Source organism: Streptomyces uncialis, assembly GCF_036250755.1.
Taxonomy (GTDB): domain Bacteria; phylum Actinomycetota; class Actinomycetes; order Streptomycetales; family Streptomycetaceae; genus Streptomyces; species Streptomyces uncialis.
Map to the genome: position 1 here is coordinate 620,840 of NZ_CP109583.1, position 21,556 is coordinate 642,395.

The window sequence follows — 21,556 nt, forward strand, 5'->3', positions numbered from 1 at the left end:
CACGGGATACACACGCAACAACTTAACTAAAAGCTTCTTTGACCTAAGCCTTGTGGGTCCCGGACGGCGGGGTCTATGGTCTCGGCAACGCAGATCAACCCTCCAGGTCATGAGCCCGCGACCGCCGCACACGACGGCATCGGCCGACCTGACGGACATCCGACCATGAGGGCTTGAGCCCATGCCCCGCCGTCCCCGCCGAGTGCGCGGGTGACCGTTCGAGGGGCTACGAAGGGAGCCATCCGTGCCGACTCCGACCATCGCCGGGACCACCCCGGGGACCGCACCCGCCACCGGGACCCCGGAAGGGGAACCGCACGACGAGCGGGCGTTCCGGATGCGCCGCACCCAGGAGTTCATGGACGCCCATGAGCTCGACGGCCTGCTCGTCTTCGGCGCCGACCGCAGCGACCGCTACGACGCCGGCCAGTACCTCTTCCGTGACCGCCGCTACCAGCACTTCGTCGTCCCCCGGCACGGCGAACCCACGATGGTGGCCTTCGCCGCCCAGGTCGCGGCGCAGCACCAGCTCACCCGGGAACGCGGTCTGGAGACCTGGATCGAGGACATCCGCGTGGGGTCCGCGCCGGAACTCCTGCCGCGGATCGCGCGGGAGAAGCAGCTCGGCGGCGGCCGGCTCGGCGTCATCGGCGCCGGGTACGGATCGCCGTTCTACCCGGGCGGCTGGGTCTCCCGGTCCGTCTGGGACGCGATCGGCGAGGGACTGCCCGACGCCACACTGCTCGACGTCACCCGCGACTACGGACTGGTGATGGCCCGGCGCAGCGACGAGGACCTGGAGCACATCGCCACCGCCGCCGCGGCCGGGGACGCGGCCGTCGAGGCCATGATGGCGCTGGCCGCGCCGGGCCTGGACGAGACGGAGCTGTACGCCGAGGGTGTGGCGACGATGCTGCGCAAAGGGATGCGCGTCACCTGGATGCTCTTCCAGACGGGCCTGGACAACTACGCCTGGGGGGAACCCACCTGGCTGACCCGCCCGGAGCGCGCCCGGCGGCTGGAACGCTCCGACATGGTGTGGGCCGAGATCTTCCCCAACTACGCCGAGCTGAACACCCACGTCAACATGAGCTTCACCCTCGGCACGCCCCCGGCCGAGACGCTGCGCTGCGCGGAGGTCGCCCGCGCGTCCTACGAGGCCGGTGTCGCCGCGGTACGGCCCGGCGCGTCCTTCGCCGAGGTGTGCGCGGCGATGGAGGTGCCGCTCACCGAGGCCGGGATGTGGCATCTGACCCCGCAGTTCGCCTCGCTGAACCCGCTGTTGTCCGGAGGAGGCTCGGCCCTCGGCATCCGGGACCACGTCGACTCCTTCGCCGGCGCCTACCCGCACGCGGACGGACACCCGGGCCCCTTCTTCGACTTCGAGATCGAGCCCGGTATGACTTTCTCCCTCCAGCCGGACGCCCGGCTCGGCAGGCGCGGCGCGATCGTCGGCGGTGTGGTGGCCGCGACGGAGTCCGGCTGCCGTGAGTTCAACACCGTCTCCACCCGGCTCAACTCGGTCGAGGTGTAGGCACCGGCCACGGCGTCCGGTCCCCGCTCCAGCGCCTCGGCCGGCGTGCGGGCGTAGGTCACGGCGACCGGCCCCTTGGTGCGGCGCCCCCCGACCGCGTGCCCGGGACCGTTCGGCCCGGGCGCGCGGAGCAGGACCGTCGCCCACCCGAACCCTGATGATCCGGCCTGGTTCAACCCGTTCCGGTCGGATACGATCCGCTTCGACCGGCCATACGGTCACCACCGCCACCCCGCGCACCACGCCAATGGCGCCGTCGATCCGGCCCGGCTCTCCCCGCGCCCCGGCCGTACGCGCGGCCCCTTCCGGCCGGGTCGCACCGGTCGGCCCGCGCCCTGGGCCCCACGCCCGCACCCTCCGGCGGCCCCAGCAGTCGGACCTCGTACAGCCGGGTATCCCCGCACCCCGGTCCTTCCTCCCTTCCGGCCGGACTGCCCGGCCACCCTCCCGGCAAGGTGGTATTGCTCATGACAAAGCGGCCTGTATCGATCGATCGGCGCGCTCTTCTGCACGGCATGGCCGCGGTGGGGACCGGCGGTCTGCTGGCTGCCTGCGGCGACGGCTCCGGCTCCTCTTCCGGCAAGGCCGGTTCCGGCGGGAACCTGCCCTCCTCCCTCAGACCGCTGGCCGACAAGGCGGCCAAGGAGGGCGAGATACGGCTCTTCATCAGCACCGACTCCCGTACCCCGGCCCACGCCAGGAAGCTCGCCCAGGCGTTCCGCGCCGACACCGGCGTCGACCTCAGGATCAAGTTCGTCGGCGGCGAACCCGACCCCGCGTTCGCCAACAAGCTGGTGCAAGAGGCGAAGGCCCAGGTCACTCCGTCGATAGACGTGTTCGCGACCACCCCCTTGGTGGTCAAGCAGCTCAGCGGCGCGGGCCTGGTCCAGCCGGTCGACTGGGGCTCCATGGAAGGGGTCGCCGCCGACGATGTCTGGGCCGACCACCATGGCATCCACATCGCCGAGATCGCCCGGACGGTCCTCTACAACACCAAGGACGTACAGGCGGCGGACGTCCCGAAGTCCCTGGAGGAACTCCTCACCGACAAATGGCGCGGCAAGATCGTCACCGCCGGGCTGCCCGATGTCTTCAGCCCGCTGGCCGCCGGACTCGGCGTCGACAAGACCCTGGACTTCGTGCGCCGACTGCTGGAGGACGGCAGGGTGTCCCTCGCCTCGGTACCGACCGCCATCCGCACCCAGGTGAGCAGCGGGGAGTTCCCGATCGGCTACGGAGTACGCATAGGCGAGCGTCAGCGCGTCGCCAAGGCACCCGTCGACTACGCACCCGTCAAGGTGCCCGTGGTGCCGCGCGCCGGACTCGTCGTCAAGGGAGCGGAGAACCCCGCCGCCGCGCAGCTCTTCCTCTACTGGCTCAACGCCACCGAGCAGGGCCGCAAGAAGGCGTACGAGGTCCTCGACTGGCCCCGCCACACCACCCCCGGCACCGATCTGTATCTCCTGGCCGAGAAGGCCGGCGGGGTGATGACCGCGGGGACGGACTGGTGGATGAACGACTACGAGAAGGTCAACAAGCAGCTCGCACAGTTGCTGAGGAAGTAGGGATGGGGTCGGACAAGGTGCCGGAACTGACCACCTCGCGCCCCGCCCCCGAAGGCAAGCGCACCGGGGGAAAGGGCACCGCCTCGCGGCACGATCCACCACCGGGCCGCACCGCACGACGCCGGGTCGACGCCCCGCTGGTCGTGGTACGGGTGATGATCGCCCTGTTGTGCGTGGTGCTCGTCGTCCCGATGGCCGGACTGGTCTGGGCGGCGTTCGGCCCGGGAGAGGGATTCGGCGGCGGAGAGCTGTCGCTCGACAACTTCCGCACGGTACTCGGCTCCAGCGGACTGGCCGGGACGCTGCTGCGCACCCTGGTGCTCGGGGTGGGCAGCGTCATCGTGATGCTGCTCGTCGCCGTCCCGCTGGCCTGGCTCTACGCCAGGACGGATCTGCGCGGCAAGAGCGTCATCCTCTTCCTGGCCGCCGCGAAGATGGCGATCCCCGGCTTCCTCGTCGCCCTCGGCTACATCTTCATGTTCAACCCGAGCAACGGGATCATCAACACCTGGTGGGGGGAGCTGGGCGGCAGCGGCCCCCTCACGGATGTCTACAGCCTGAAGTGGATCATCCTGCTCCAGGGACTGGACTTCGCCGGCCCCGCGTTCTTCATGCTCGTGCCCACCCTGCGGGTCATCGACGTCAACGTCGAGGAGGCCGCCGCGGTCCACGGCATCCCCCGGCTGCGGGCCGCCCTCCAACTGCTCCTCCCGATCGCGGCACCGGCCATCGCCGGGGTGTCCATCTTCTTCTTCATCGTCGCCGTCGAGGTGTTCGACTACGCCGGGATGCTCGGGATGCCCGCCCGGATCACCGTCCTGTCCACCCTGATCTACCAGTACACCCAGGGCGCCACCGGCTCCCCCGAGTACGGCAACGCCGCCGCCGTCGGGCTCGGGATGGCACTCGGGATCGGCCTCATCATGCTCGGCTACTACCGGGCGATGCGCCGCGCCGGACAGATGGCCACGGTCACCGGCAAACGCGCCGCCCGTGAACCGATCAGACTCACCCGGCGGGGCCGGGTCGCCGGATACTGCCTCATCGGGCTGTACGCGCTGATCGGTGTGGTGCTGCCGGTGCTGACCCTCGTCTGGGCCTCGCTGGTGCCCTATCTGCGGCCCCCGTCGGCCGAGGCGTTCGGGGAGCTGTCCTTCGCCGCCTACACCGACGCCGCCTACGATCTGGGGGAGGTACTGCCGACCACGCTCCTGCTGGTGGCGGTGGTACCGACGGCCGCGGTGGCGTTCGCCGCCTGCGCCGGATGGCTGGTCACCCGCACCACCGTACGGGGCCGGCGCGGACTCGACGCGCTCATCATGATGACCCTCGCCGTCCCGTCGATCGTCATGGCCGTGTCCTTCGTGTACGTCGGGCTCTCCGCCTACCGATGGCTCCCGCTCTACGGAACCGCGGCCTTCCTCGCCCTCGTGGTCGCCTGCCGGTTCGTGGCGACCGCGTACCGCACCCTCCACGGAACGATGCTCCAGGTCCACGGCGAACTGGAGGAGGCGGCGGCGGTCTCCGGCATCCGCCGGGGCCGGGCGTTCGTCTCCGTCGTCCTGCCCGTGGTGCGCGGCAGCCTGGCCTACGCCTGGTTCTGGATCGCCCTGCTGACCATCCGCGAACTGACCATCACCCTGATCCTCTCCAGCGACGGCACGGATGTGATGTCCACCCGGATCTTCGGCTACAGCTCGGCGGGCGAGACCGGCCTGTCCGCCGCCCTCGGGGTGATCCAGCTCGGACTGATCACGGTCCTGCTCATCGCCTTCTGCCGCGTCGCCCGCCGCCAGTCCCTCTAGGAGCTCCCATGATCGACCTCGAAGGCGTCTCGAAGTCCTTCGCCCAGGACCGCGACCGGGTGCCGGCGCTGCGCGATGTCTCCCTGTCCGTCGCCGAGGGCGAGTTCTACGTCCTGCTGGGCGCGTCCGGCTGCGGAAAGACGACCACGCTGCGCATCGTGGCCGGACTGGAACGACCCGACACCGGCACCGTGTCCATCGACGGCCGGCAGGTCTCAGGACACGCACCCCCGGTCTGGGTGGGCCCCGAGGAAAGACCTCAGGCGATGGTCTTCCAGTCGTACGCCCTGTGGCCCCATATGACGATCCGGCAGAACATCGCCTTCCCCCTGCGCCGCGGTGTGCGGCGCCCGGACCGGGCGGAGGCGGCGGCCCGGGTGGAGGAGGCCCTGGAGATGTTCCGGCTGACCGAGCAGGCGGACCGCAAGGTGACACAGCTCTCGGGCGGCCAGCAGCAGCGGGTGGCACTCGCCCGGGCACTCGCGCTGCGCCCCAAGGTGCTGCTCATGGACGAACCGCTCTCCAACCTGGACGCGAGACTGCGGATGGACCTCCGTATCGAGCTCAAGGAGCTGTCCCGGCGGACGGGCATCACCTGTCTGCTCGTCACCCACGACCAGGAGGAGGCGATGATGCTCGCCGACCGGGTCGGCATCATGCAGGGCGGCGGGATCGTCCAGGAAGGCCCGCCGCACGAGCTGTACAACGCGCCCGCGACGGAGTTCGTCGCCAACTTCCTCGACCATATGAACCTCGTCCGTGCCGTCTCGGTCGTCTCGTCGGACGCGCACGGTCTGGAGGTCACGGCGGGCGGCCGGCACCTGCGCACGGGCCCCGGCGACCATGCCGTGGGCACCGCGCTCACCCTCGGTATCCGCCCCGACGACATCGTGTTCGACCTCGGCGACGGCACGGGTACGGAGCCCAACCAGGTGACCGGCACCCCCCTCGACCACCACTACGTGGGCGGACACTTCCTCCACCGGGTGCAGACCCCGCTGGGCCTGCTCACCGTCCGCTCCCCCACGGGCCCGGACGCGTTCACGTCCGGCACGGTACGTCTGCGGCTGCCCGCCGAGAAGCTGATCACCATGGCTCCCCCGGCCGGGGCGTGAGCTCCCGCGACCGGGCGCCGGCGGTCGGCCGGTGAGGGGCAGCCAGGTCTCTTCCGCGGACTGGGCGTTGAGGTGGCCCTGTTCCGGGCCGCAGGGCGCCGCCCTCCGCCCCTGACCCAAGCGCCATCCTCCGGGCTGCTGCCCGGCCGGCCTGCGGGTCCTCCAGGTCCTCCGGGTCGCGCGGCACCCCGCACTTCGGCGGTTCGCCACCGTTGAGGTCCCGGCCGGCGAACGCGCACTCGGGGCGCGTCAAGCGATGAACTCCAGTTCACCTGGCGAACACATGCCGTCGTCACCCCGTAAAGGAAGCTTCCGTGGACAAAGTCAGTCACAGCGCCGCCGCAGCGGTCGGCGACATCGGGGACGGAGCCTCGCTCGCCGTCGGCGGGTTCGGTCTCAGCGGTGTGCCGGGCACCCTGATCGCCGCCCTCCTCGCCCGCGGGACCGGTGGACTGCACGTGGTCTCGAACAACTGCGGGGTGGACGGCTCCGGGCTCGGCACCCTGCTCGCCGCGCGGCGCGTCACCCGCGTCACCGGCTCGTACATCGGGGAGAACAAGGAGTTCGCCCGTCAGTACCTGGCCGGTGAGCTGGAGGTCGAACTCGTGCCCCAGGGAACCCTCGCGGAACGGCTGCGCGCGGGCGGCTGCGGCATACCGGCCTTCTTCACCCCGGCCGGAGTCGGCACCCAGGTGGCGGAGGGAGGTCTGCCCCGCCGTTACGGAGCGGACCCGGAGCTGAGCTCCGCCAAGGAGATCCGCGCCTTCGGCGGCCTCGATCACGTTCTGGAGCCCGCCATCACCACGGACTTCGCCCTCGTACGGGCCGCCAGGGGCGACCGGCTGGGCAACCTCGTCTTCAGCAGGGCGGCCCGCAACTTCAACCCGCTCGCGGCGATGGCGGGCCGGATCACCATCGCCGAGGTCGAGGAACTGGTCGAGCCGGGCGAGCTGGACCCGGACGCCGTGCATCTGCCCGGCGTCTTCGTCCAGCGGGTGGTGCCCCTCACCCCCGCACAGGCCGCCGACAAGGCCATCGAGAAGCGAACGGTCCGGTCCGGCGGGCCGGAAGCAGCCGCACGGACCCGGACGGTGGACGCCTGATGCCCTGGACACGCGACGAAATGGCGGCCCGCGCCGCCGCCGAACTGACCGACGGGTCGTACGTCAACCTCGGCATCGGACTGCCCACCTGGGTCCCCGCCTTCCTCCCCGCCGGGATCGACGTGGTCCTCCACTCGGAGAACGGCATCCTCGGAGTGGGCCCGTATCCGACCGAGGACGAGGTCGACCCGGACGTGATCAACGCGGGCAAGGAGACCGTCACCGTCCGGCCCGGAGCGGCCTGCTTCGACTCCTCCCTCTCCTTCGGCATGATCCGCGGCGGACACATCGACACCGCCGTCCTGGGAGCCATGCAGGTCTCCGCCGGCGGCGACCTAGCCAACTGGTCCGTCCCCGGACACCTGGTCAAGGGCATGGGAGGCGCGATGGACCTGGTCCACGGAGTGCGTCGGGTCATCGCCTTGACCACCCACACCGCCAAGGACGGTTCCCCGAAGATCGTGCGGGAATGCACCCTGCCGCTCACCGGCAGAGCCTGCGTGCGACGCGTCATCACCGATCTCGCCGTCCTCGACATCACCGACGACGGCCTGCTGCTCGTCGAGACCGCACCCGGTGTCACCGCCGCCGAAGTACGCGCGAGAACCGCCGCCCCGATCCGCGTCGCCGCCACCATGACCGGAGGAGCCTGAGATGCCCGACCGCCTCCGTGAGGTCTATGTCGTCGACGCGGTCCGCACCCCCGTGGGCAACTCCTCACCCCTCAGCGACGGGGCATCCGCGCTGCTGCTCACCGACGAGGACGGGCTGCGCGCCCGCGGACGCGAGCCGCTCGCCCGCGTCAGCGCCACCGCCGTCACCGCCGTCACCGCCGTCACCGCCGTCACCGCCGTCACCGGCATCGAACCGCGGCCATTCGGAGCCGGCCCCGTCGAAGCCGTCCACCGCGCGCTGGAGAAGGCGGGCCGCAGGACGGCGCGAGTGGACGTCCTCGAACTGAACGAGGCCTTCGCGGCCCAGGCCCTGGCCTGCGTCGGCCAGTGGCCCGACCTCGATCCCGCTGTCGTCAACCCGCGCGGCGGAGCCCTCGCCATCGGCCATCCGCTGGGCGCCTCCGGAGCCCGTATCACCGGCGCGGTCGCCCATCAACTCGCCGCGGCGGGCTCGGGCACCGGGGTCGCGGCCCTGTGCATCGGCGTCGGCCAGGGTCTCGCCCTCGTACTGGAACGGTGACACGTGTCCCTCAGCGAACCGACCCAGCGGCAGATCAGCGCCGAGATCGCGGCGGCCCATGAAAGCGCCGCCACGACGTCCCGGCACCACCCGGCTCGTGACTTCGCGCCGTACCGCGGCACTCTGCTCCGTCATCCGCACCAGGTCCCGATCCCGCTGACCGACGACCCGGAGGCCGCGGAACGGACCGGGCCGGTCTTCGGGGTCACCGATGTCACCGGCCTCGACGCGGATCTGACCCGGCAGCACCCTGGGGAGCCGTTGGGCGAACGGATCACCGTCACCGGACGCGTCCTCGACCGGGTGGGCCGCCCGGTACGCGGCCAGCTCGTCGAGATATGGCAGGCCAACGCGTCCGGGCGGTACGCGCACCAGCGTGATCAGCACCCCGCCCCGCTCGACCCCGGCTTCACCGGCGCCGGACGCTGCCTCACCGACGACCAGGGCCGCTACCGCTTCACCACCATCAAGCCCGGCGCCTACCCCTGGCGCAACCACCTCAACGCCTGGCGGCCCGGCCATATCCACTTCTCCGTGTTCGGCACGCACTTCACCCAGCGGCTGATCACGCAGATGTACTTCCCCGGCGACCCGCTGCTCCCCTATGACCCGATCCTCCAGTCGGTCACCGACCCGGCCGCCCGCGCCCGGCTCGTCGCCGAGTACCGGCATGAGCTGTCCACCCCCGAACGGGCGCTCGGCTACCACTGGGACATCGTCCTCGACGGACCCACCGCCACCCTCCCCGACCCCGAGGACCACCGATGATCCTCCCCACACCGGCCCAGACCATCGGCCCCTTCTACGGATACGCGCTCCCGTTCCCGGGCGGTGCGGACATCGCCCCCCGCGGCCATTCCCAGGTCGTGACCGTCCACGGCTCCGTCCGTGACGGCGGCGGCGACCCGGTACCGGACGCGCTCCTGGAGAGCTGGCAGACCGTCCCGCGCCCGGGCCCCGGCTCCATGCGGCGCGATCCCGTCAACGGCGGGTTCGCGGGCCGCAACGGCGTCGACTTCACCGGATTCGGACGGGTGGCCACCGACGCGGACGGCCACTGGGCGATACGCACCCTCGCCCCACCCGCCACCGCGCCCTATCTCGCCCTGTGTGTCTTCGCCCGCGGACTGACCCACCACCTCTTCACCCGCGCCTATCTCGTGCGGCCGACCGAGGACCGCCTGCTGAGCACGCTGCCGCCGGATCGCGCGCGGACCCTGATGGCCACCGGGGACGGGGAGCGGACCTACCGCTTCGACATCCACCTCCAGGGGGAGAAGGAGACGGTCTTCCTTGACTTCCGACACCACTGATCCACAGGGCGCGTACCCGGCCCACGGGCTGCTCGCACCCGCGTGGGCCGGCGTGCCCGCCGAGGCGACGACCGGGGACAGGGCCGTGCTCCAAGCCCTCCTCGACGCCGAGGCCGCACTCACCCGCGCCCAGTGCGTCACCGGTCAGGCTCCCTCGGCCGCCGGTCGCACGGTCACCGAAGCCGCCCGCGCCGACCGCTTCGAGGTCCGCTCGCTGGCACTGCGCGCCCGTGGTGGAGGCAACCCGGTCATCCCGCTCGTCGCCGATCTCACCCGGGCCGTCGCGGACCTGGTCCCGGAGCACGCGGAGTACGTGCACCGGGGAGCCACCAGCCAGGACATCCTGGACACCGCCCTTGTCCTGGTCGCCGCCCGTACCCTCCGTCCGATCGTCCTGGACCTCCGGCGGACGGCCGACGCGCTCGCCCGGCTCGCCAGGGCCCATCGCGACACCCCGATGGCGGGCCGCACCCTCACCCAGCACGCCGTCCCGATCACCCTGGGGCTCAAGGCGGCGGGCTGGCGCTCCCTGGTCCTGGACGCGGCCGACCGGCTCACCCGGGTCCGCGCCTCGCTCCCCGTCCAGCTCGGCGGGGCGGCCGGCACGCTGGCCGCCTTCCACGCCTACGCGCCGGACGCCGGGAACGAGCAAGGCGGGATCGACCCCGGACTGGCGCTGATCACCGCGTACGCCGCCGAACTCGGCCTGGTGGCACCCGCATTGCCCTGGCACACCCTGCGCACCCCGATCGCCGACCTCGGCGGAGCCCTCGCCTTCGCCACCGGAGCGCTGGGCAAGATCGCGGCGGATGTGCTGGTGCTCTCCCGCACGGACATCGCGGAGGTCGCGGAGTCGGGGGGCGGCGGTTCCTCAGCCATGCCGCACAAACACAATCCCGTACGAGCGACCCTGATCGCTTCCACCGCCCGTCAGGTCCCGGCGCTGGCGGCCATCCTGTTCGGCTCACTCGTCGCGGAGGACGAACGGCCCGCCGGCGCCTGGCACGCCGAATGGGAGCCGCTGCGGACCGCTCTGCGACTCACCGGCGGGGCCGCGCACCACACTCATGAACTCATAGCGGGGCTGCGGGTCTTCCCCGACCGGATGCGCCTCAATCTGGAGCAGACCGGGGGGCAGTTGCTCAGTGAACGGCTGAACGCGCACCTCGGCACGGTCATCGGCAGGGAGGCGGCACGAGAACTGCTGGAGCGGGCGGCGCGACGCACCGCCCGGGACGGCGTCCCGCTGCTCGACGCACTGCGCCACGAAGCGGGTGCCGAACACCCGCGTGCCGGTTCGCCTTCCGACCCGGCCCGCCCCGCGCCCCGGGCCGAACAGCACTCCGCGCCTGGTGAGCCGCCGCCGGGCCGTTCCCTGGTACCGGTGCGTCTGATGCTGGACGCGCTGCCGCCCGATCTCACCGACCCGTCCGGCCATCTCGGCTCCGCCGCGCCCCTCACCGACCGTGCGCTGGAGCGCCGACTCCCCCAGGACCCCTCATGACACTCCACCATCGCGCCGAAGGCCCGGTCGACGGGCCACCGCTCTACCTCGGCCCCTCCCTGGGCACCTCGCTCGCCGTCTGGGACCGGCAGGCAGCCGCCCTCGCCCGTCGTCACCGGGTGATCCGCTGGGATCTCCCGGGCCATGGCGGGTCATCCGCCCGCCCGCTCCCCGCCACCCTCGCCGACCTCGGACACGGGGTGCTCGATCTCGCCGACTCACTGGGTCACGAGACCTTCGCCTGCGCGGGGATCTCCCTCGGCGGGGCCGTCGGCGCCTGGCTGGCGGCCCACGCGCCCGAGCGCGTCACCGCGCTCGCCCTCGTCTGCGCGTCGGCCCGGTTCGGCGAGCCGGGGCCCTGGCGGGAGCGGGCCCGGCTGATCCGGGCCGAGGGGCCCGGGTCCTTGGCGGCGACAGCACCCGCCCGGTGGTTCACCCCCGCCTTCGCCGCCTCGGGCGATCCGGCGGTCGCCGCGCTGAGCGCCGACCAGGGCGGCGTCGACCCCGAGGCGTACGCGGCCTGTTGCGATGTCCTGGCCGAAGCCGACCTACGGCCCGACCTCGCCCGGATCACCGCCCCCACACTCGTCGTCGCCGGTCGCGACGACCGGGCCACCCCACCGGCTCACGCCCGTGCCCTCACCGACGCGATCGCCGGCTCCCGTCTCGTCGAACTGCCCCGGACCGCGCATCTCGCCCCGGTGGAGCAGCCACGGATCGTCCTCGCCCTCCTGCTGGACCACTTCACCACCGGTGAGCCCGCGGCCGGAACCCGGGCGGACACCACGGCCGCTGCGACGGCCGTACGCCGAGCCGTGCTCGGTGACGCACACGTCGACCGGGCCGTCGCCGGGACCACGCCCTTCACCGCCCGGTTCCAGGACCTCATCACCCGCTACGCCTGGGGCGAGATCTGGAGCGGCGGCACACTGGACCGGCGCACCCGCAGCTGTATCACCCTCACCGCACTCGTCGCGGGAGGCCACCACGACGAGCTGGCGATGCATGTCCGCGCCGCCCTCCGCAACGGGCTCACCCCGGAGGAGATCGGTGAGGTCCTGCTCCAGACCGCGGTCTACTGCGGTGTCCCCGCCGCCAACTCCGCTTTCGCCGTCGCCGACAGGGTGTTGCGCGAAACCACCGAGCCCCTGGGAGAGAACCACTGATGCGCACCACCGTCGCCATCATCGGAGGCGGCCCCGCCGGGCTGCTGCTCGCCCGGCTGCTGCACAACGCGGGCATCGACACCGTGACTCTCGAAGCCCGTGACCGTGTCCACGTGGAGAACCGCCAGCGCGCCGGCATCCTCGAACAGGGCACCGTCGACGCTCTCCGGTCGGCCGGCGCGGGCGCGCGAATGGACCGTGAGGGCCTGGTGCACCACGGTGTCGAACTACGCTTCGACGGCCAGGGTCACCGACTCGACTTCCCCGCCCTGACGAACGGGCGCTCGGTCATGGTCTACGCGCAGACGGAGATCGTGAAGGACCTCATCGCGCTCCATACGGAGGAGGGCGGGCCTCTCCTCTTCGAGGCGACGGTCCGTGAGGTGGAGGGTGCCGCGACGGACCGCCCGATCGTCCACTACACCCATCAGGGAAAGGACCAGAGGCTCACCTGCGACTACGTCATCGGCTGTGACGGCTTCCACGGAGTGGCACGCCGCGCGATCCCCGAGTCCGTCCGTGTGACGTTCGAACGGACCTATCCCTACTCCTGGCTGGGCATTCTCGCCGACACGCCACCGGTCTACGACGAGCTGATCTACGCCCACTCCGCGCGCGGTTTCGCCCTCGCCAGCATGCGCACCCCCACCGTGAGCCGCCTCTACCTCCAGGTTCCCAACGGCACCGACCCCGCCGACTGGCCCGACGAGCGGATCTGGGACGAACTCGACAGCCGCCTCGCCCTCACCGACGATCCCGGCTGGAGACTGGCACGCGGCAGGATATCCGCCAAGTCCGAACTCCCGATGCGCAGTTCGGTCACCGAGCCCATGCGCTACGGCCGGGTGTTCCTGGCAGGTGACGCCGCCCATATCGTCCCCCCGACGGGTGCCAAGGGCCTCAATCTGGCGGCGTCCGACGTGATCACCCTCGCCCGCGCCCTGGAGCACGCGCGGGACACCGGCTCGGCGGAGCTCCTCGACGCCTACTCCGACACCTGTCTGCGCAGGGTCTGGGGTGCGGAACACTTCTCGTCCACCATGACGACCGCCCTGCACCAGGACCCTGCCCACTCCCCCTTCGACGCCCGTCTCCAACTCTCCCGACTTCGCCGACTCGCGACATCGCCACATGCCGCCGCCGAACTCGCCGAGAACTACACGGGGCTGCCGATCAGCGCCTGAGCGGCCCGCCTGCGCCGCGTCCGCGCCCTCCTTCTGCGGGCAGGGCGGGGCGTCGTGCCGGCGCAGGTGCACCGGGCCGACCGGCGCACGCTGGTGCGGCGGTGGTTCGCAGCGGCGGTCACCCTCGCGGGTGACGATCAGCGTGATGACCCACTCGACCAGGTCGTGAGGCAGGTCGAGTGCGGCAGGTCGAGTGCGGCAGGACAGGGGACCAACGCGGCTCCTGCGTGCGTGGATTGAGACTTCGAACACCTTTCCCCGACAGCCCGGAAGCCTCGTGCGCTGCGCACCTCGTCGGCGTCACGGCAATCCGAGTCCGCGCTGAAAGAGCTCAGCCATCGGTCCGACGGCCGGAAGGGGAGCAGTTCCGGCCACGTGGAATCCGCCTTTCCGCAGCGTCATGCGAGAACCCGTCTCGCAGATCACAGGAAGATTACGAGTCGATCACCAAGGTGATCAGTGAGTGTGCCGGGCCGGCGAATCAAGGTGGAGGACGCGCCCTTCGGCCGGGTCGGCGAGCACCGCATCGTTCTGACCTGCGACACGACCGCCTATTCCAGTTTCAAACCGCGCGCCGTCCAGCGTCCGTCGGCGAAAGAATCTTCAGCCCCACAGTCAACCCGCAGCGAATTCACCGTTCACCGATTTCCGAACACAGGCGAGCGCTATCCGATTCGCAGCTTTGGCGAGTAAGTGCGCTGCCGTTCATGGCCTGGACGTTAGGGTGATGAACGACTTTACAAACGATCGACCCAGCACCTTCCGGCGCCCGACCGTGCCTGATCCGCCGAATCATCTCGAAATGTGAGATCTCTCTTGGCGACGGCCCGACGGTGCCGCAGGATGGATCATCGCATTCCTGGACCGCCTAGGGGGACGAGCAGTTCATGATTCGGGGCAGTTGTCGCGTGAGCCGATCACGGTAGGGATGTCCAGCCATCACCCTGTCGTCCTCACACGCCTTTCCTGGCACCGCTGCCTGCGGCCGGAGAGCACAGGGACCACCAAGGGAAACGACACCGTGGAGCCGTCGGGAAGATCCAATCGGGCCTAGTTCTCGTGCCGAAACGGTGCATACACGCATGCCGCCCTGCCCTGTGCGGCTTCCTTGACAGCCCTTCCTGCCGTCGAACTCCCATGCTTCATCGACTGTTGACCAACACTCACGCCGCTTATAGAAGTCACCAAAAGCGAGCAAAGGTAAGGCCTCGCCATGCCCAAAAAGCGGACAAGGTACTGAGATCCGCATGCGGCAGAACGACCAGATCGACATCCGAATATTTCTGCGCACAATGTTTGGGCGTGCTCGACAGAGTCCAGTTACTCAGTGATCAAGCGGAGTGGCCGCAGTCGATGTGTTACGCCCTGCGGACGTGAATTCCAGCGGATATTGCGGAGGGAACTGACGATGCCTTTCAAGGGAAACCGTCGGCTGCCGGGATCACCGGCGGGACACACAGCGGCCACACACGACGCGACAGCCCATCGCGGCGCCGGCCATAGGGGGGTATGAGTACTGTGGAAACGAGGAGCGGCACGGACGTCAATGAACGTCTCGACCCGCTTTTAGCACGGTTCTGGGACGAGACACGACTACGCGCGGAACCGCTGACCGCCGGGGACACGGCCGTCACCGGGACCGTCCAGGCAGCACTGCCGGAAATCCCCTCGTCGTGGATCGCGGTCTCCAAAGTGCTCGGGCTCGGATACGGCGAACGCGCCGGTGCTGTGATCACCAAGGGCCGGACTCTGATGCGGGCGCGCACCACACCCTCCGCCGGAGCGCTCTATCCCTTCGAGTTACTCGTCGCCTTTCGTGGCGCAACGACCTACGAGTTGTACGAATACGAGGTCGCCGGCTGCTGTCTGCGCCAGATCGGGGCGGTCGAGCAGGGCGTACTGGCCGGGCTGCTGGCCCTCCCAGAGGCTCCGGCCCCGCAACCGGACGCCGTGGTCGCCCTCGTCGGCAGGCCGTGGACCTCCATGCGCAAGTACGGGCGCAGGGGGTATCTCTACACCCATCTCGACGGTGCGCACGCGGCGACCAACATCACGATGGCCGCCGAGAGCGCCGGGTTCCGGGCGGTCACGTATCTGCGATTCGACCGGGACACGGCAGCCGAGGTGCTCGGACTCACCGGTCTGTGCCGTGAGCCGCAAGCCCTCATCACGCTGACCGCCACGCCGACGGCGGATCCCGTCGAGTCCAGCGCCGTCGCCAACCCCTTCGCCGTACCGATCTGGCGCCACGGCGACGGCACACGCCGCGAGGAACCGGGGACGGCCGAGCAGGAGGCATGGCATTCGGTGCGGTCCATCAGCACCTTCCACCGCCAGGACGACACGCCCCGCCGGTACGGCAGTTCGCGTACGGTGGCCGCCATCCCACAGGCGCCCGCCGCCGCGCCCGACGCGCACGGTGCGCCGGGGACACCGGGCGGATCCGGTACGGCGGCGATCAGGCTCGCCGGGGCGGACGGCTTGCGCTCGGACGGCCACCGTGCCGCCTTCGCGCACCTGGCGCTGACCCGCGCTTCCGCGAAGGGATTCCTGCCGACGTCCCTCGGCGAGGAGGCCTTCGGCCATGTCCTGGCCGAGCTCCGTCAGGAGACCGGGACGGACTCCGCAGACGGGCCGCGGGCCGGCCTGCGTGTCCTCGTCCGCTCCGTCGAGGGCATCGCGCCGGGCAGCTACGCGTACACACCCGACCGGCATATCCTGTACCCCCTGCACGGCGACGGGGGTACGGAGGAGGCTGTCGTCGCGTCCTGCATGAACCAGGACGTGGTGCGCTCCGCGGCGCTGCTTCTCGTACTGCACGCACCCATGGGCCCACTGCTCGGGACACGGGGCCGCCAGGCCCTCGCCGAGCTTCACCACCACGCCGCGAGCGCCGCGCAGCGCCTCTGTCTCGCCGCCGCGGGGCAGAGTGTCGGCATCACCTGCCTGGGCGGGTTCGACACCGATCTGGTCTCCCGGCTGGTGGGACTCGACGGACACGAAGAAGTCATCTACGTCCTGGCGTGCGGCCGACCCGACGAAACCGCGGTCAAGTGGGACCGTGCGCCGATCGCCTACAGCCACGGCCTCAGCCCGGCACTGCACAGCTGATCCCCGCCGTTCACCACGATCACAGAGAGCAGCGTGTCCATCTCCATGGTGAGCAACAGCATCCTGACCCCACGGCTGACCGAGGCGCACCGGGACCTGTCCCGGCGGGCGTCGGACTGCCTCACCCCGCAATGGCTGGAACAGTGGCGGACCGCCCCCGGCGGGCACATCCGCAAGGACGCCTGGCGCGAGCTGGCCCGTCGCGGCCTCATGGGGGTGTCCCTCCCCGTCGAGTACTCCGGCCAGGGGCTCGGCCTGCTCGGAGCGCTGGTGCTCGGCGAGGCCCTGGCGGGGGTCGGCGACGGCGGACTCGCCCTCGGCATGCACGTACAGAACGAGATCGCCTGCGACTGGCTGGTCTCCGCCCAGGACGACGAACTGCGCGACCGGTTCCTCCCGGGGCTGGTCTCGGGCGAGCTGGTGGCCTGCCAGTGCGACACCGACCCCTCGGCGCAGGAACCGGCCACGGCGGTCATCGTAGGTGACGAGGTGGTGGTGACCGGCCGCAAGAAGTTCGTGGTCAACGGCGCCAACGCCGACCTGTGCTTCGTCAGCGTCCAGTTGGAGGGCGAACCGGCCATCGTGCTGGTCGAGAAGGCCACTTCCGGCGTGCGGGTGACCGAGGTCTACGACAAGTTCGGCACCCGTTCCGTGGACTCCGCGCTGGTGGAGTTCGACTCGGCCAGGGTGCCGGTCCGCCAGGTGATCTCACGGCGCGGGATCAGCCAACTGATGCGCTGGAACCGGGTGATGTCACGGATGCGGTTCCTCATCGCCGCCGATGCCTTCTTCACCCACCGCATGCTGCTGGAGCACATCGTCCGCCACACCACCACACGTGAACTCGGAGGCCGGCCGCTGGCGCAATGGCCGGTCAACCAGCACGCCCTGGCCCGCGCCCGCGCCGACCAGGAGTTGATGGAAGCCGGTCTCGCCGAGTGCTTCCTGCGGCTGACGGACGGTGGCAGCACCGTACCGGAGATCGCCGAACTCAAGTGGTTCTGCGTGGAGAAGGCCACCGAACTCGCCTCCCTGTCCACGGACCTGGAGGGCGGCGCGGGATACATGTGGGGTAGCACGGCGCTGCACGCCCACGCCCAGCTGCGCGGCTTGCGGATGTCCGGCGGCAGCCAGACCACCATGCTCACCATCGCCAACCACTCCATGGCCTGCCGTGCCGAACTCGACGCGCCCGCCCTCGCCGCCGCTCCGGGGAGGCGCCGTGGCTGAGCAGCCGCCGCTGGGCGAGGTCTTCCTCGCCGCCTGCGCCGAGCACGCCGGGCGGCGGGCAGTCGTCGACGCCGACCAGGAACTGAGCTACGGTCAGCTCGCCGAGCGGGTGAAGGACCGGGCCCGCACCCTGGTGGATCTGCTCGGCCCCGACGAGCACCGGATCGCCCTGTACGCCGCCAACAGCGCCGACTATCTCGTCTCGTACTACGCCCTGCTCATCGCCGGACGCCTGCCGTTCCTCGTGGACTCCCAGTTCGGCGCCTCGGAACTCCAGGGCATCAGGGACAGCTGCGGCGTCGACACCTTCCTCACCGACAAGGCCGAGCACTTCCCGCTTCCCTCCGGCCTCGTGCCGGTGCCCGGCAGCCGCCACGTCCTGGCGCGGCCGACAGGTCCCGGCCCCGGCGTCGAGGCGCCCGAGCCCCGGCGGACCACCGCCACCTGCCGGTTCACCTCGGGCACCACCGGTGCCCCCAAGTGCCTGGAGTTCTCGCACACGGCCGTGCACAGCGCGGCACTCAACTGGACGACAGGCACCGGACTCGGCGCCGGCGACCGGGTGCTCTGCCTGGCGGCGTTCACCAACGGGCTGGCCTTCAACACCTCACTGCTGCCCGTCTTCCTCGTCGGCGCCGAACTCCACGTCTACCGCGGTCTCCCCACGTCCAGCGGCATCACGAAAGCCCTGCGCCGCTCGGCCGCCACCCGGCTGGTGGCCTTCCCGCTCGCCTACCGGCTGCTGGCCGAGGCACCTGCCCCCGACCTCGACGCGTTCTCGGACCTGCGTCTGGCCGTGTCCGCCGCCGCGGTGCTCGATCCCGCCGTCCGGGAAAGCTTCGAGTCCCGCTACCGCGTGCGGATCGCCGACTACTACGGCATCGCCGAGACCGGCCCCTGCACCTTCGAGCGGGACCCCGGATACACCGAGGGCCTCGGTACCGCACTGCCCGGTGTGTCCCTGCGGATCCTTCCGCGCGAGGACGGCGAGTCCGAGGTACGGGTGCGCACCGCGTCGATGGCCACCTGCTACCTCAACGTCCCCGACGGCCTGGAGGAACGGCTGGACACCGAGGGCTACTACCGCACCGGTGACCGTGGCCTGATCCACCAGGACCGGCTGTACGTCACCGGGCGGCTCGGCGGACCCGTCAACCTCGCCGGACGCAAGGTCGATCCCGCCGAGATCGAGCGGGTGGTGCTCGGCATCGATGGAGTGCGCGACACCGCGGTCTTCGCCGACCAGGACGCGCGGGGCGAGACCGTACTGCACGCCGTGGTCTGCGGCAGCCTCGCCCGCGCCGATGTCGTCAACGTCTGCCGGACGAAGCTCGCGCCGTACAAGGTGCCCGGCCGGATCACCTTTCTGCCGGCCATCCCCAGGTCGTCCGCCGGCAAGGTCCGGCTGACCGAACTGCGCGATCTCGTCACCCGAACGCCGTAGCACGCACGCCGCGTGCCCCGTACAGGAACGGACACACATGACCGACGAAGGCATCGACACCGGTCTGCGCGAACAGATCGAGAAACTTGTGGAAGTGGCCACCGGACGGGTGGTGACCGTCGCCGACCTGCGGGCAGCGGACGGATCGCTGGACATGGCCGGAGTCAACTCCATCGGCTACATCAACCTCATGGAGGCGCTGGCACAGCGCTTCGACGCGGTCATCGACCCCGAGGCCGACCCCCAGCACCTCATGTCCGTCGACTCCATCGCGCGGTTCGTCCGCGCCCACGCCTGAGCGAGGAGAGCTGTGAGCGTTGCACACGAGAGCGCACCCGCGGCCGGCCCGCCTCCGGACGCGGCCGACGCGCACCGGCAGGAACTCGACGACATCTGGGCAGCCGGACCGTTCGCCGAGGCCGCCGCGCGGACCGAGCATCTCCTGGCCGTCCTGCCGCTGCTCGACCTGTTCCCGCACGATCCCGACGGCCACGTCTCCCGCGTACGTTCCGGTGAACGACGGGCGGCATTGGGCCTGTTCACACCCAACAGCGAGTTCGCGCTGCCCGTCCCCGCTGTCCACGCCGAGCGGTCCGGCGACGGCCGGCTGACGCTCACGGGACGCTTCCGGTACGCCTCCAGGGACGCGGAACTCTCCCTCCTGTGGCTCCGGGTCGTGGACGAGGACGCCACACGGCTCGCGCTGCTGCCGCACACCCACGAAGGGCTGCGGCGGTACGGCGCCGGGCGCGCCGAGGGCTGGGGATGGATCGAACTGGACGGCGTGACCGTGGAGGAAGGCGCCTTGTCCCACCCGGTGTCCTGGGCGCCCGAGGGCCCCCTGTCCGCGGTGTTCGACGGCTACGCCTGGGAGTTCTCCCGCCGCTCGCTCACCTGGAGCGCCGGGGTCGTGGCCGATCTGCGGCGTGAACTCGCGCTCACCGGCAGCGGCACCGAAGCACTCAGCACCTCGCAGTACCTCGCGCACGAGCTGAGCAAGCTGGAGATCGAGGTGTCGCTGGCGGTGGCCCTCGCCAGCTTCGGGGCGGAGTTCAAGGCGGAGGAACCCGGCGGTACGTCCGTCGGCGCCGCCTTGCTCGCCTCGACCGACCTGCTGAGCCGCACCGTACAGGTCGCCGAGGACATGAGCACCGAGCTCGGGCTGGCGGACAGCGCGGTCGGCGCCACGGGCTGGCCGACCCGCACCGTCCAGGCGTGGTTCGGCGGCCGGCGCATGGCCGGTGGCGAACTGGCGCGCCGGATGGGCCTGGTGCCGAAGGACGTGCGGTCGTGACGATTCCCACCGTGGTCTGCGGACGCGACGGCCGTATGGCGAACCTGATCGCCGACGCGGTCGAGCGCGCTCCCGGAATGCGCCTCACGGCCCGGCACACCGTCCGGGGCGCCGCCACCGGCCCGGTGCCGGTGGTCGCCGACCTCGCCGACCTGCCCGGGACGCGGCCGGTCGTGGTGGACTTCACGGCACGCGAGGCCACCGCCACGCTGCTGCGGCAGGCGCTCACCACCCCCTGTCCCCTGGTCATCGGCACCAGTGGTCTCGGCGAGGCCGAGTACGCGCTGGCCGCCGAGGCGGCTCGCGGCCGTGCCGTGGTCATCGCCGCCAACTTCAGCCTCGCGCTGCTGGCCCTGGCCCGGTTCGTACGGAATCTCTCCGAACAGGTCGACGAGAGCTGGGACGCGGGCGTCGTGGACGTCCACTTCGCGGGCAAGCGCGACCGTCCCAGCAACACCGCCCGTTTTCTCGCCGACCAGTGGCGCCCGGGACAGCCGGGCCGCCGGGAGCCCGAGATCGGCGCGTTCCGGATGGGCGACGCCGTCAGCGAACACCGGGTGCTGGCCGCGGGCGCCGGAGAACACATCGAGGTACTGCACCGCGTCGCCGACCGGGCGGCGTTCCTGCCGGGCATCCTGCGCGCGGTGCGGTTCGCCGCCGACGCGCCGACCGGGGTGTACTCCCTGGAGGATGTCGCGTGCTCGGCCGCGCCCGGGTGAACCCGGCCGCCCGCGAAGCACCGGTCCCACGGGAGCGGGTCGCGGGCGGGGAACCAGCCGCCCCCGGGCAAGCGCCGCACGGGGCGGGCGCACACCGGGCGGGCCGCCTCCCGGCCGGCCCCGGCGGCGAATCCATGGACGGACAGGACAGTGCCGCCTGTGTCCTCCACCGGTTCGGCACCTCCGACCGGCCACGGCCCGTGTCGGTGCGGGTCGGCTCCCGCGGGTTCCGGCCGCCGGCCGCCCGGTCCGACGCCGAACTCCTTGCGCGGGGC

18 protein-coding genes and 1 pseudogene are annotated in these 21,556 nt (G+C 71.1%); all 19 read left to right on the forward strand.

The window, feature by feature from the left end:
• Positions 1-244 precede the first annotated feature (244 nt).
• The 19 genes and pseudogenes from OG711_RS02225 to OG711_RS02315 all read left to right on the forward strand — a co-directional run bounded on the left by OG711_RS02225 (position 245) and on the right by OG711_RS02315 (position 21,281).
• Positions 245-1,534 (forward strand): M24 family metallopeptidase, encoded by a 1,290-nt coding sequence (locus OG711_RS02225; protein ID WP_073785913.1) that lies wholly within the window; start codon positions 245-247, stop codon positions 1,532-1,534.
• Positions 1,535-2,001: 467 nt separating this feature from the next.
• The gene (locus OG711_RS02230) at positions 2,002-3,099 is read left to right on the forward strand and encodes an ABC transporter substrate-binding protein (protein WP_329558196.1); all 1,098 of its coding nucleotides are present in this window, start codon (positions 2,002-2,004) and stop codon (positions 3,097-3,099) included.
• A gap of 2 nt (positions 3,100-3,101) precedes the next feature.
• On the forward strand, positions 3,102-4,904 hold the full coding sequence (locus tag OG711_RS02235; protein WP_329558197.1) for an ABC transporter permease: 1,803 nt from the start codon (positions 3,102-3,104) through the stop codon (positions 4,902-4,904).
• Between the two features lie 8 nt (positions 4,905-4,912).
• Positions 4,913-6,019 carry an ABC transporter ATP-binding protein gene (locus OG711_RS02240; RefSeq protein WP_329558198.1) on the forward strand — a complete coding sequence of 369 codons (1,107 nt, stop codon included), beginning with the start codon at positions 4,913-4,915 and terminating at the stop codon, positions 6,017-6,019.
• Positions 6,020-6,333: 314 nt separating this feature from the next.
• Positions 6,334-7,122 (forward strand): CoA transferase subunit A, encoded by a 789-nt coding sequence (locus tag OG711_RS02245; RefSeq protein WP_329558199.1) that lies wholly within the window; start codon positions 6,334-6,336, stop codon positions 7,120-7,122.
• Positions 7,122-7,775 (forward strand): 3-oxoacid CoA-transferase subunit B, encoded by a 654-nt coding sequence (locus OG711_RS02250; protein ID WP_329558200.1) that lies wholly within the window; start codon positions 7,122-7,124, stop codon positions 7,773-7,775. The genes OG711_RS02245 and OG711_RS02250 overlap by 1 nt, the downstream gene beginning before the upstream one ends.
• A 13-nt stretch (positions 7,776-7,788) precedes the next feature.
• Positions 7,789-8,316 (forward strand): annotated as a pseudogene (locus OG711_RS02255) (3-oxoadipyl-CoA thiolase); the annotation flags it as partial.
• Between the two features lie 3 nt (positions 8,317-8,319).
• Positions 8,320-9,084 (forward strand): protocatechuate 3,4-dioxygenase subunit beta, encoded by a 765-nt coding sequence (gene pcaH / locus OG711_RS02260; RefSeq protein ID WP_405672588.1) that lies wholly within the window; start codon positions 8,320-8,322, stop codon positions 9,082-9,084.
• On the forward strand, positions 9,081-9,629 hold the full coding sequence (gene pcaG / locus OG711_RS02265) for a protocatechuate 3,4-dioxygenase subunit alpha (protein WP_073785926.1): 549 nt from the start codon (positions 9,081-9,083) through the stop codon (positions 9,627-9,629). The genes pcaH and pcaG overlap by 4 nt, the downstream gene beginning before the upstream one ends.
• Positions 9,610-11,133 carry a 3-carboxy-cis,cis-muconate cycloisomerase gene (gene pcaB / locus OG711_RS02270; protein WP_329558201.1) on the forward strand — a complete coding sequence of 508 codons (1,524 nt, stop codon included), beginning with the start codon at positions 9,610-9,612 and terminating at the stop codon, positions 11,131-11,133. Before pcaG ends, pcaB begins: the two co-directional genes overlap by 20 nt.
• Positions 11,130-12,299, forward strand: a complete 1,170-nt coding sequence (gene pcaDC / locus OG711_RS02275; RefSeq protein WP_329558202.1) for a bifunctional 3-oxoadipate enol-lactonase/4-carboxymuconolactone decarboxylase PcaDC — start codon at positions 11,130-11,132, stop codon at positions 12,297-12,299. The genes pcaB and pcaDC overlap by 4 nt, the downstream gene beginning before the upstream one ends.
• On the forward strand, positions 12,299-13,483 hold the full coding sequence (locus OG711_RS02280; protein ID WP_329558203.1) for a 4-hydroxybenzoate 3-monooxygenase: 1,185 nt from the start codon (positions 12,299-12,301) through the stop codon (positions 13,481-13,483). The genes pcaDC and OG711_RS02280 overlap by 1 nt, the downstream gene beginning before the upstream one ends.
• Positions 13,484-13,942: 459 nt before the next feature.
• A complete protein-coding gene (locus OG711_RS02285) occupies positions 13,943-14,176 on the forward strand; it encodes a hypothetical protein (RefSeq protein WP_329558204.1) in 234 nt (77 codons plus the stop codon).
• Between the two features lie 816 nt (positions 14,177-14,992).
• Positions 14,993-16,594, forward strand: a complete 1,602-nt coding sequence (locus tag OG711_RS02290) for a nitroreductase family protein (protein WP_329558205.1) — start codon at positions 14,993-14,995, stop codon at positions 16,592-16,594.
• A 33-nt stretch (positions 16,595-16,627) separates the two neighbouring features.
• Positions 16,628-17,824, forward strand: a complete 1,197-nt coding sequence (locus tag OG711_RS02295) for an acyl-CoA dehydrogenase family protein (protein ID WP_329558206.1) — start codon at positions 16,628-16,630, stop codon at positions 17,822-17,824.
• Positions 17,817-19,268, forward strand: a complete 1,452-nt coding sequence (locus OG711_RS02300) for a class I adenylate-forming enzyme family protein (RefSeq protein ID WP_178390973.1) — start codon at positions 17,817-17,819, stop codon at positions 19,266-19,268. The genes OG711_RS02295 and OG711_RS02300 overlap by 8 nt, the downstream gene beginning before the upstream one ends.
• A 37-nt stretch (positions 19,269-19,305) precedes the next feature.
• Positions 19,306-19,566 (forward strand): phosphopantetheine-binding protein, encoded by a 261-nt coding sequence (locus OG711_RS02305; RefSeq protein WP_073785939.1) that lies wholly within the window; start codon positions 19,306-19,308, stop codon positions 19,564-19,566.
• Between the two features lie 12 nt (positions 19,567-19,578).
• Positions 19,579-20,562, forward strand: coding sequence for a hypothetical protein (locus tag OG711_RS02310; RefSeq protein WP_329558207.1), 984 nt, complete (start codon positions 19,579-19,581; stop codon positions 20,560-20,562).
• Positions 20,559-21,281 carry a 4-hydroxy-tetrahydrodipicolinate reductase gene (locus OG711_RS02315; RefSeq protein WP_266504711.1) on the forward strand — a complete coding sequence of 241 codons (723 nt, stop codon included), beginning with the start codon at positions 20,559-20,561 and terminating at the stop codon, positions 21,279-21,281. Before OG711_RS02310 ends, OG711_RS02315 begins: the two co-directional genes overlap by 4 nt.
• The last annotated feature ends 275 nt before the right edge of the window (positions 21,282-21,556 follow it).

Coding starts and splice junctions, on each gene's coding strand:
- pcaDC (WP_329558202.1), top strand. CDS start 11,130: ATGACACTCCACCATCGCGCCGAAGGCCCGGTCGACGGGCCACCGCTC.
- OG711_RS02230 (WP_329558196.1), top strand. CDS start 2,002: ATGACAAAGCGGCCTGTATCGATCGATCGGCGCGCTCTTCTGCACGGC.
- OG711_RS02280 (WP_329558203.1), top strand. CDS start 12,299: ATGCGCACCACCGTCGCCATCATCGGAGGCGGCCCCGCCGGGCTGCTG.
- OG711_RS02305 (WP_073785939.1), top strand. CDS start 19,306: ATGACCGACGAAGGCATCGACACCGGTCTGCGCGAACAGATCGAGAAA.
- pcaG (WP_073785926.1), top strand. CDS start 9,081: ATGATCCTCCCCACACCGGCCCAGACCATCGGCCCCTTCTACGGATAC.
- OG711_RS02290 (WP_329558205.1), top strand. CDS start 14,993: ATGAGTACTGTGGAAACGAGGAGCGGCACGGACGTCAATGAACGTCTC.
- OG711_RS02235 (WP_329558197.1), top strand. CDS start 3,102: ATGGGGTCGGACAAGGTGCCGGAACTGACCACCTCGCGCCCCGCCCCC.
- OG711_RS02240 (WP_329558198.1), top strand. CDS start 4,913: ATGATCGACCTCGAAGGCGTCTCGAAGTCCTTCGCCCAGGACCGCGAC.
- OG711_RS02250 (WP_329558200.1), top strand. CDS start 7,122: ATGCCCTGGACACGCGACGAAATGGCGGCCCGCGCCGCCGCCGAACTG.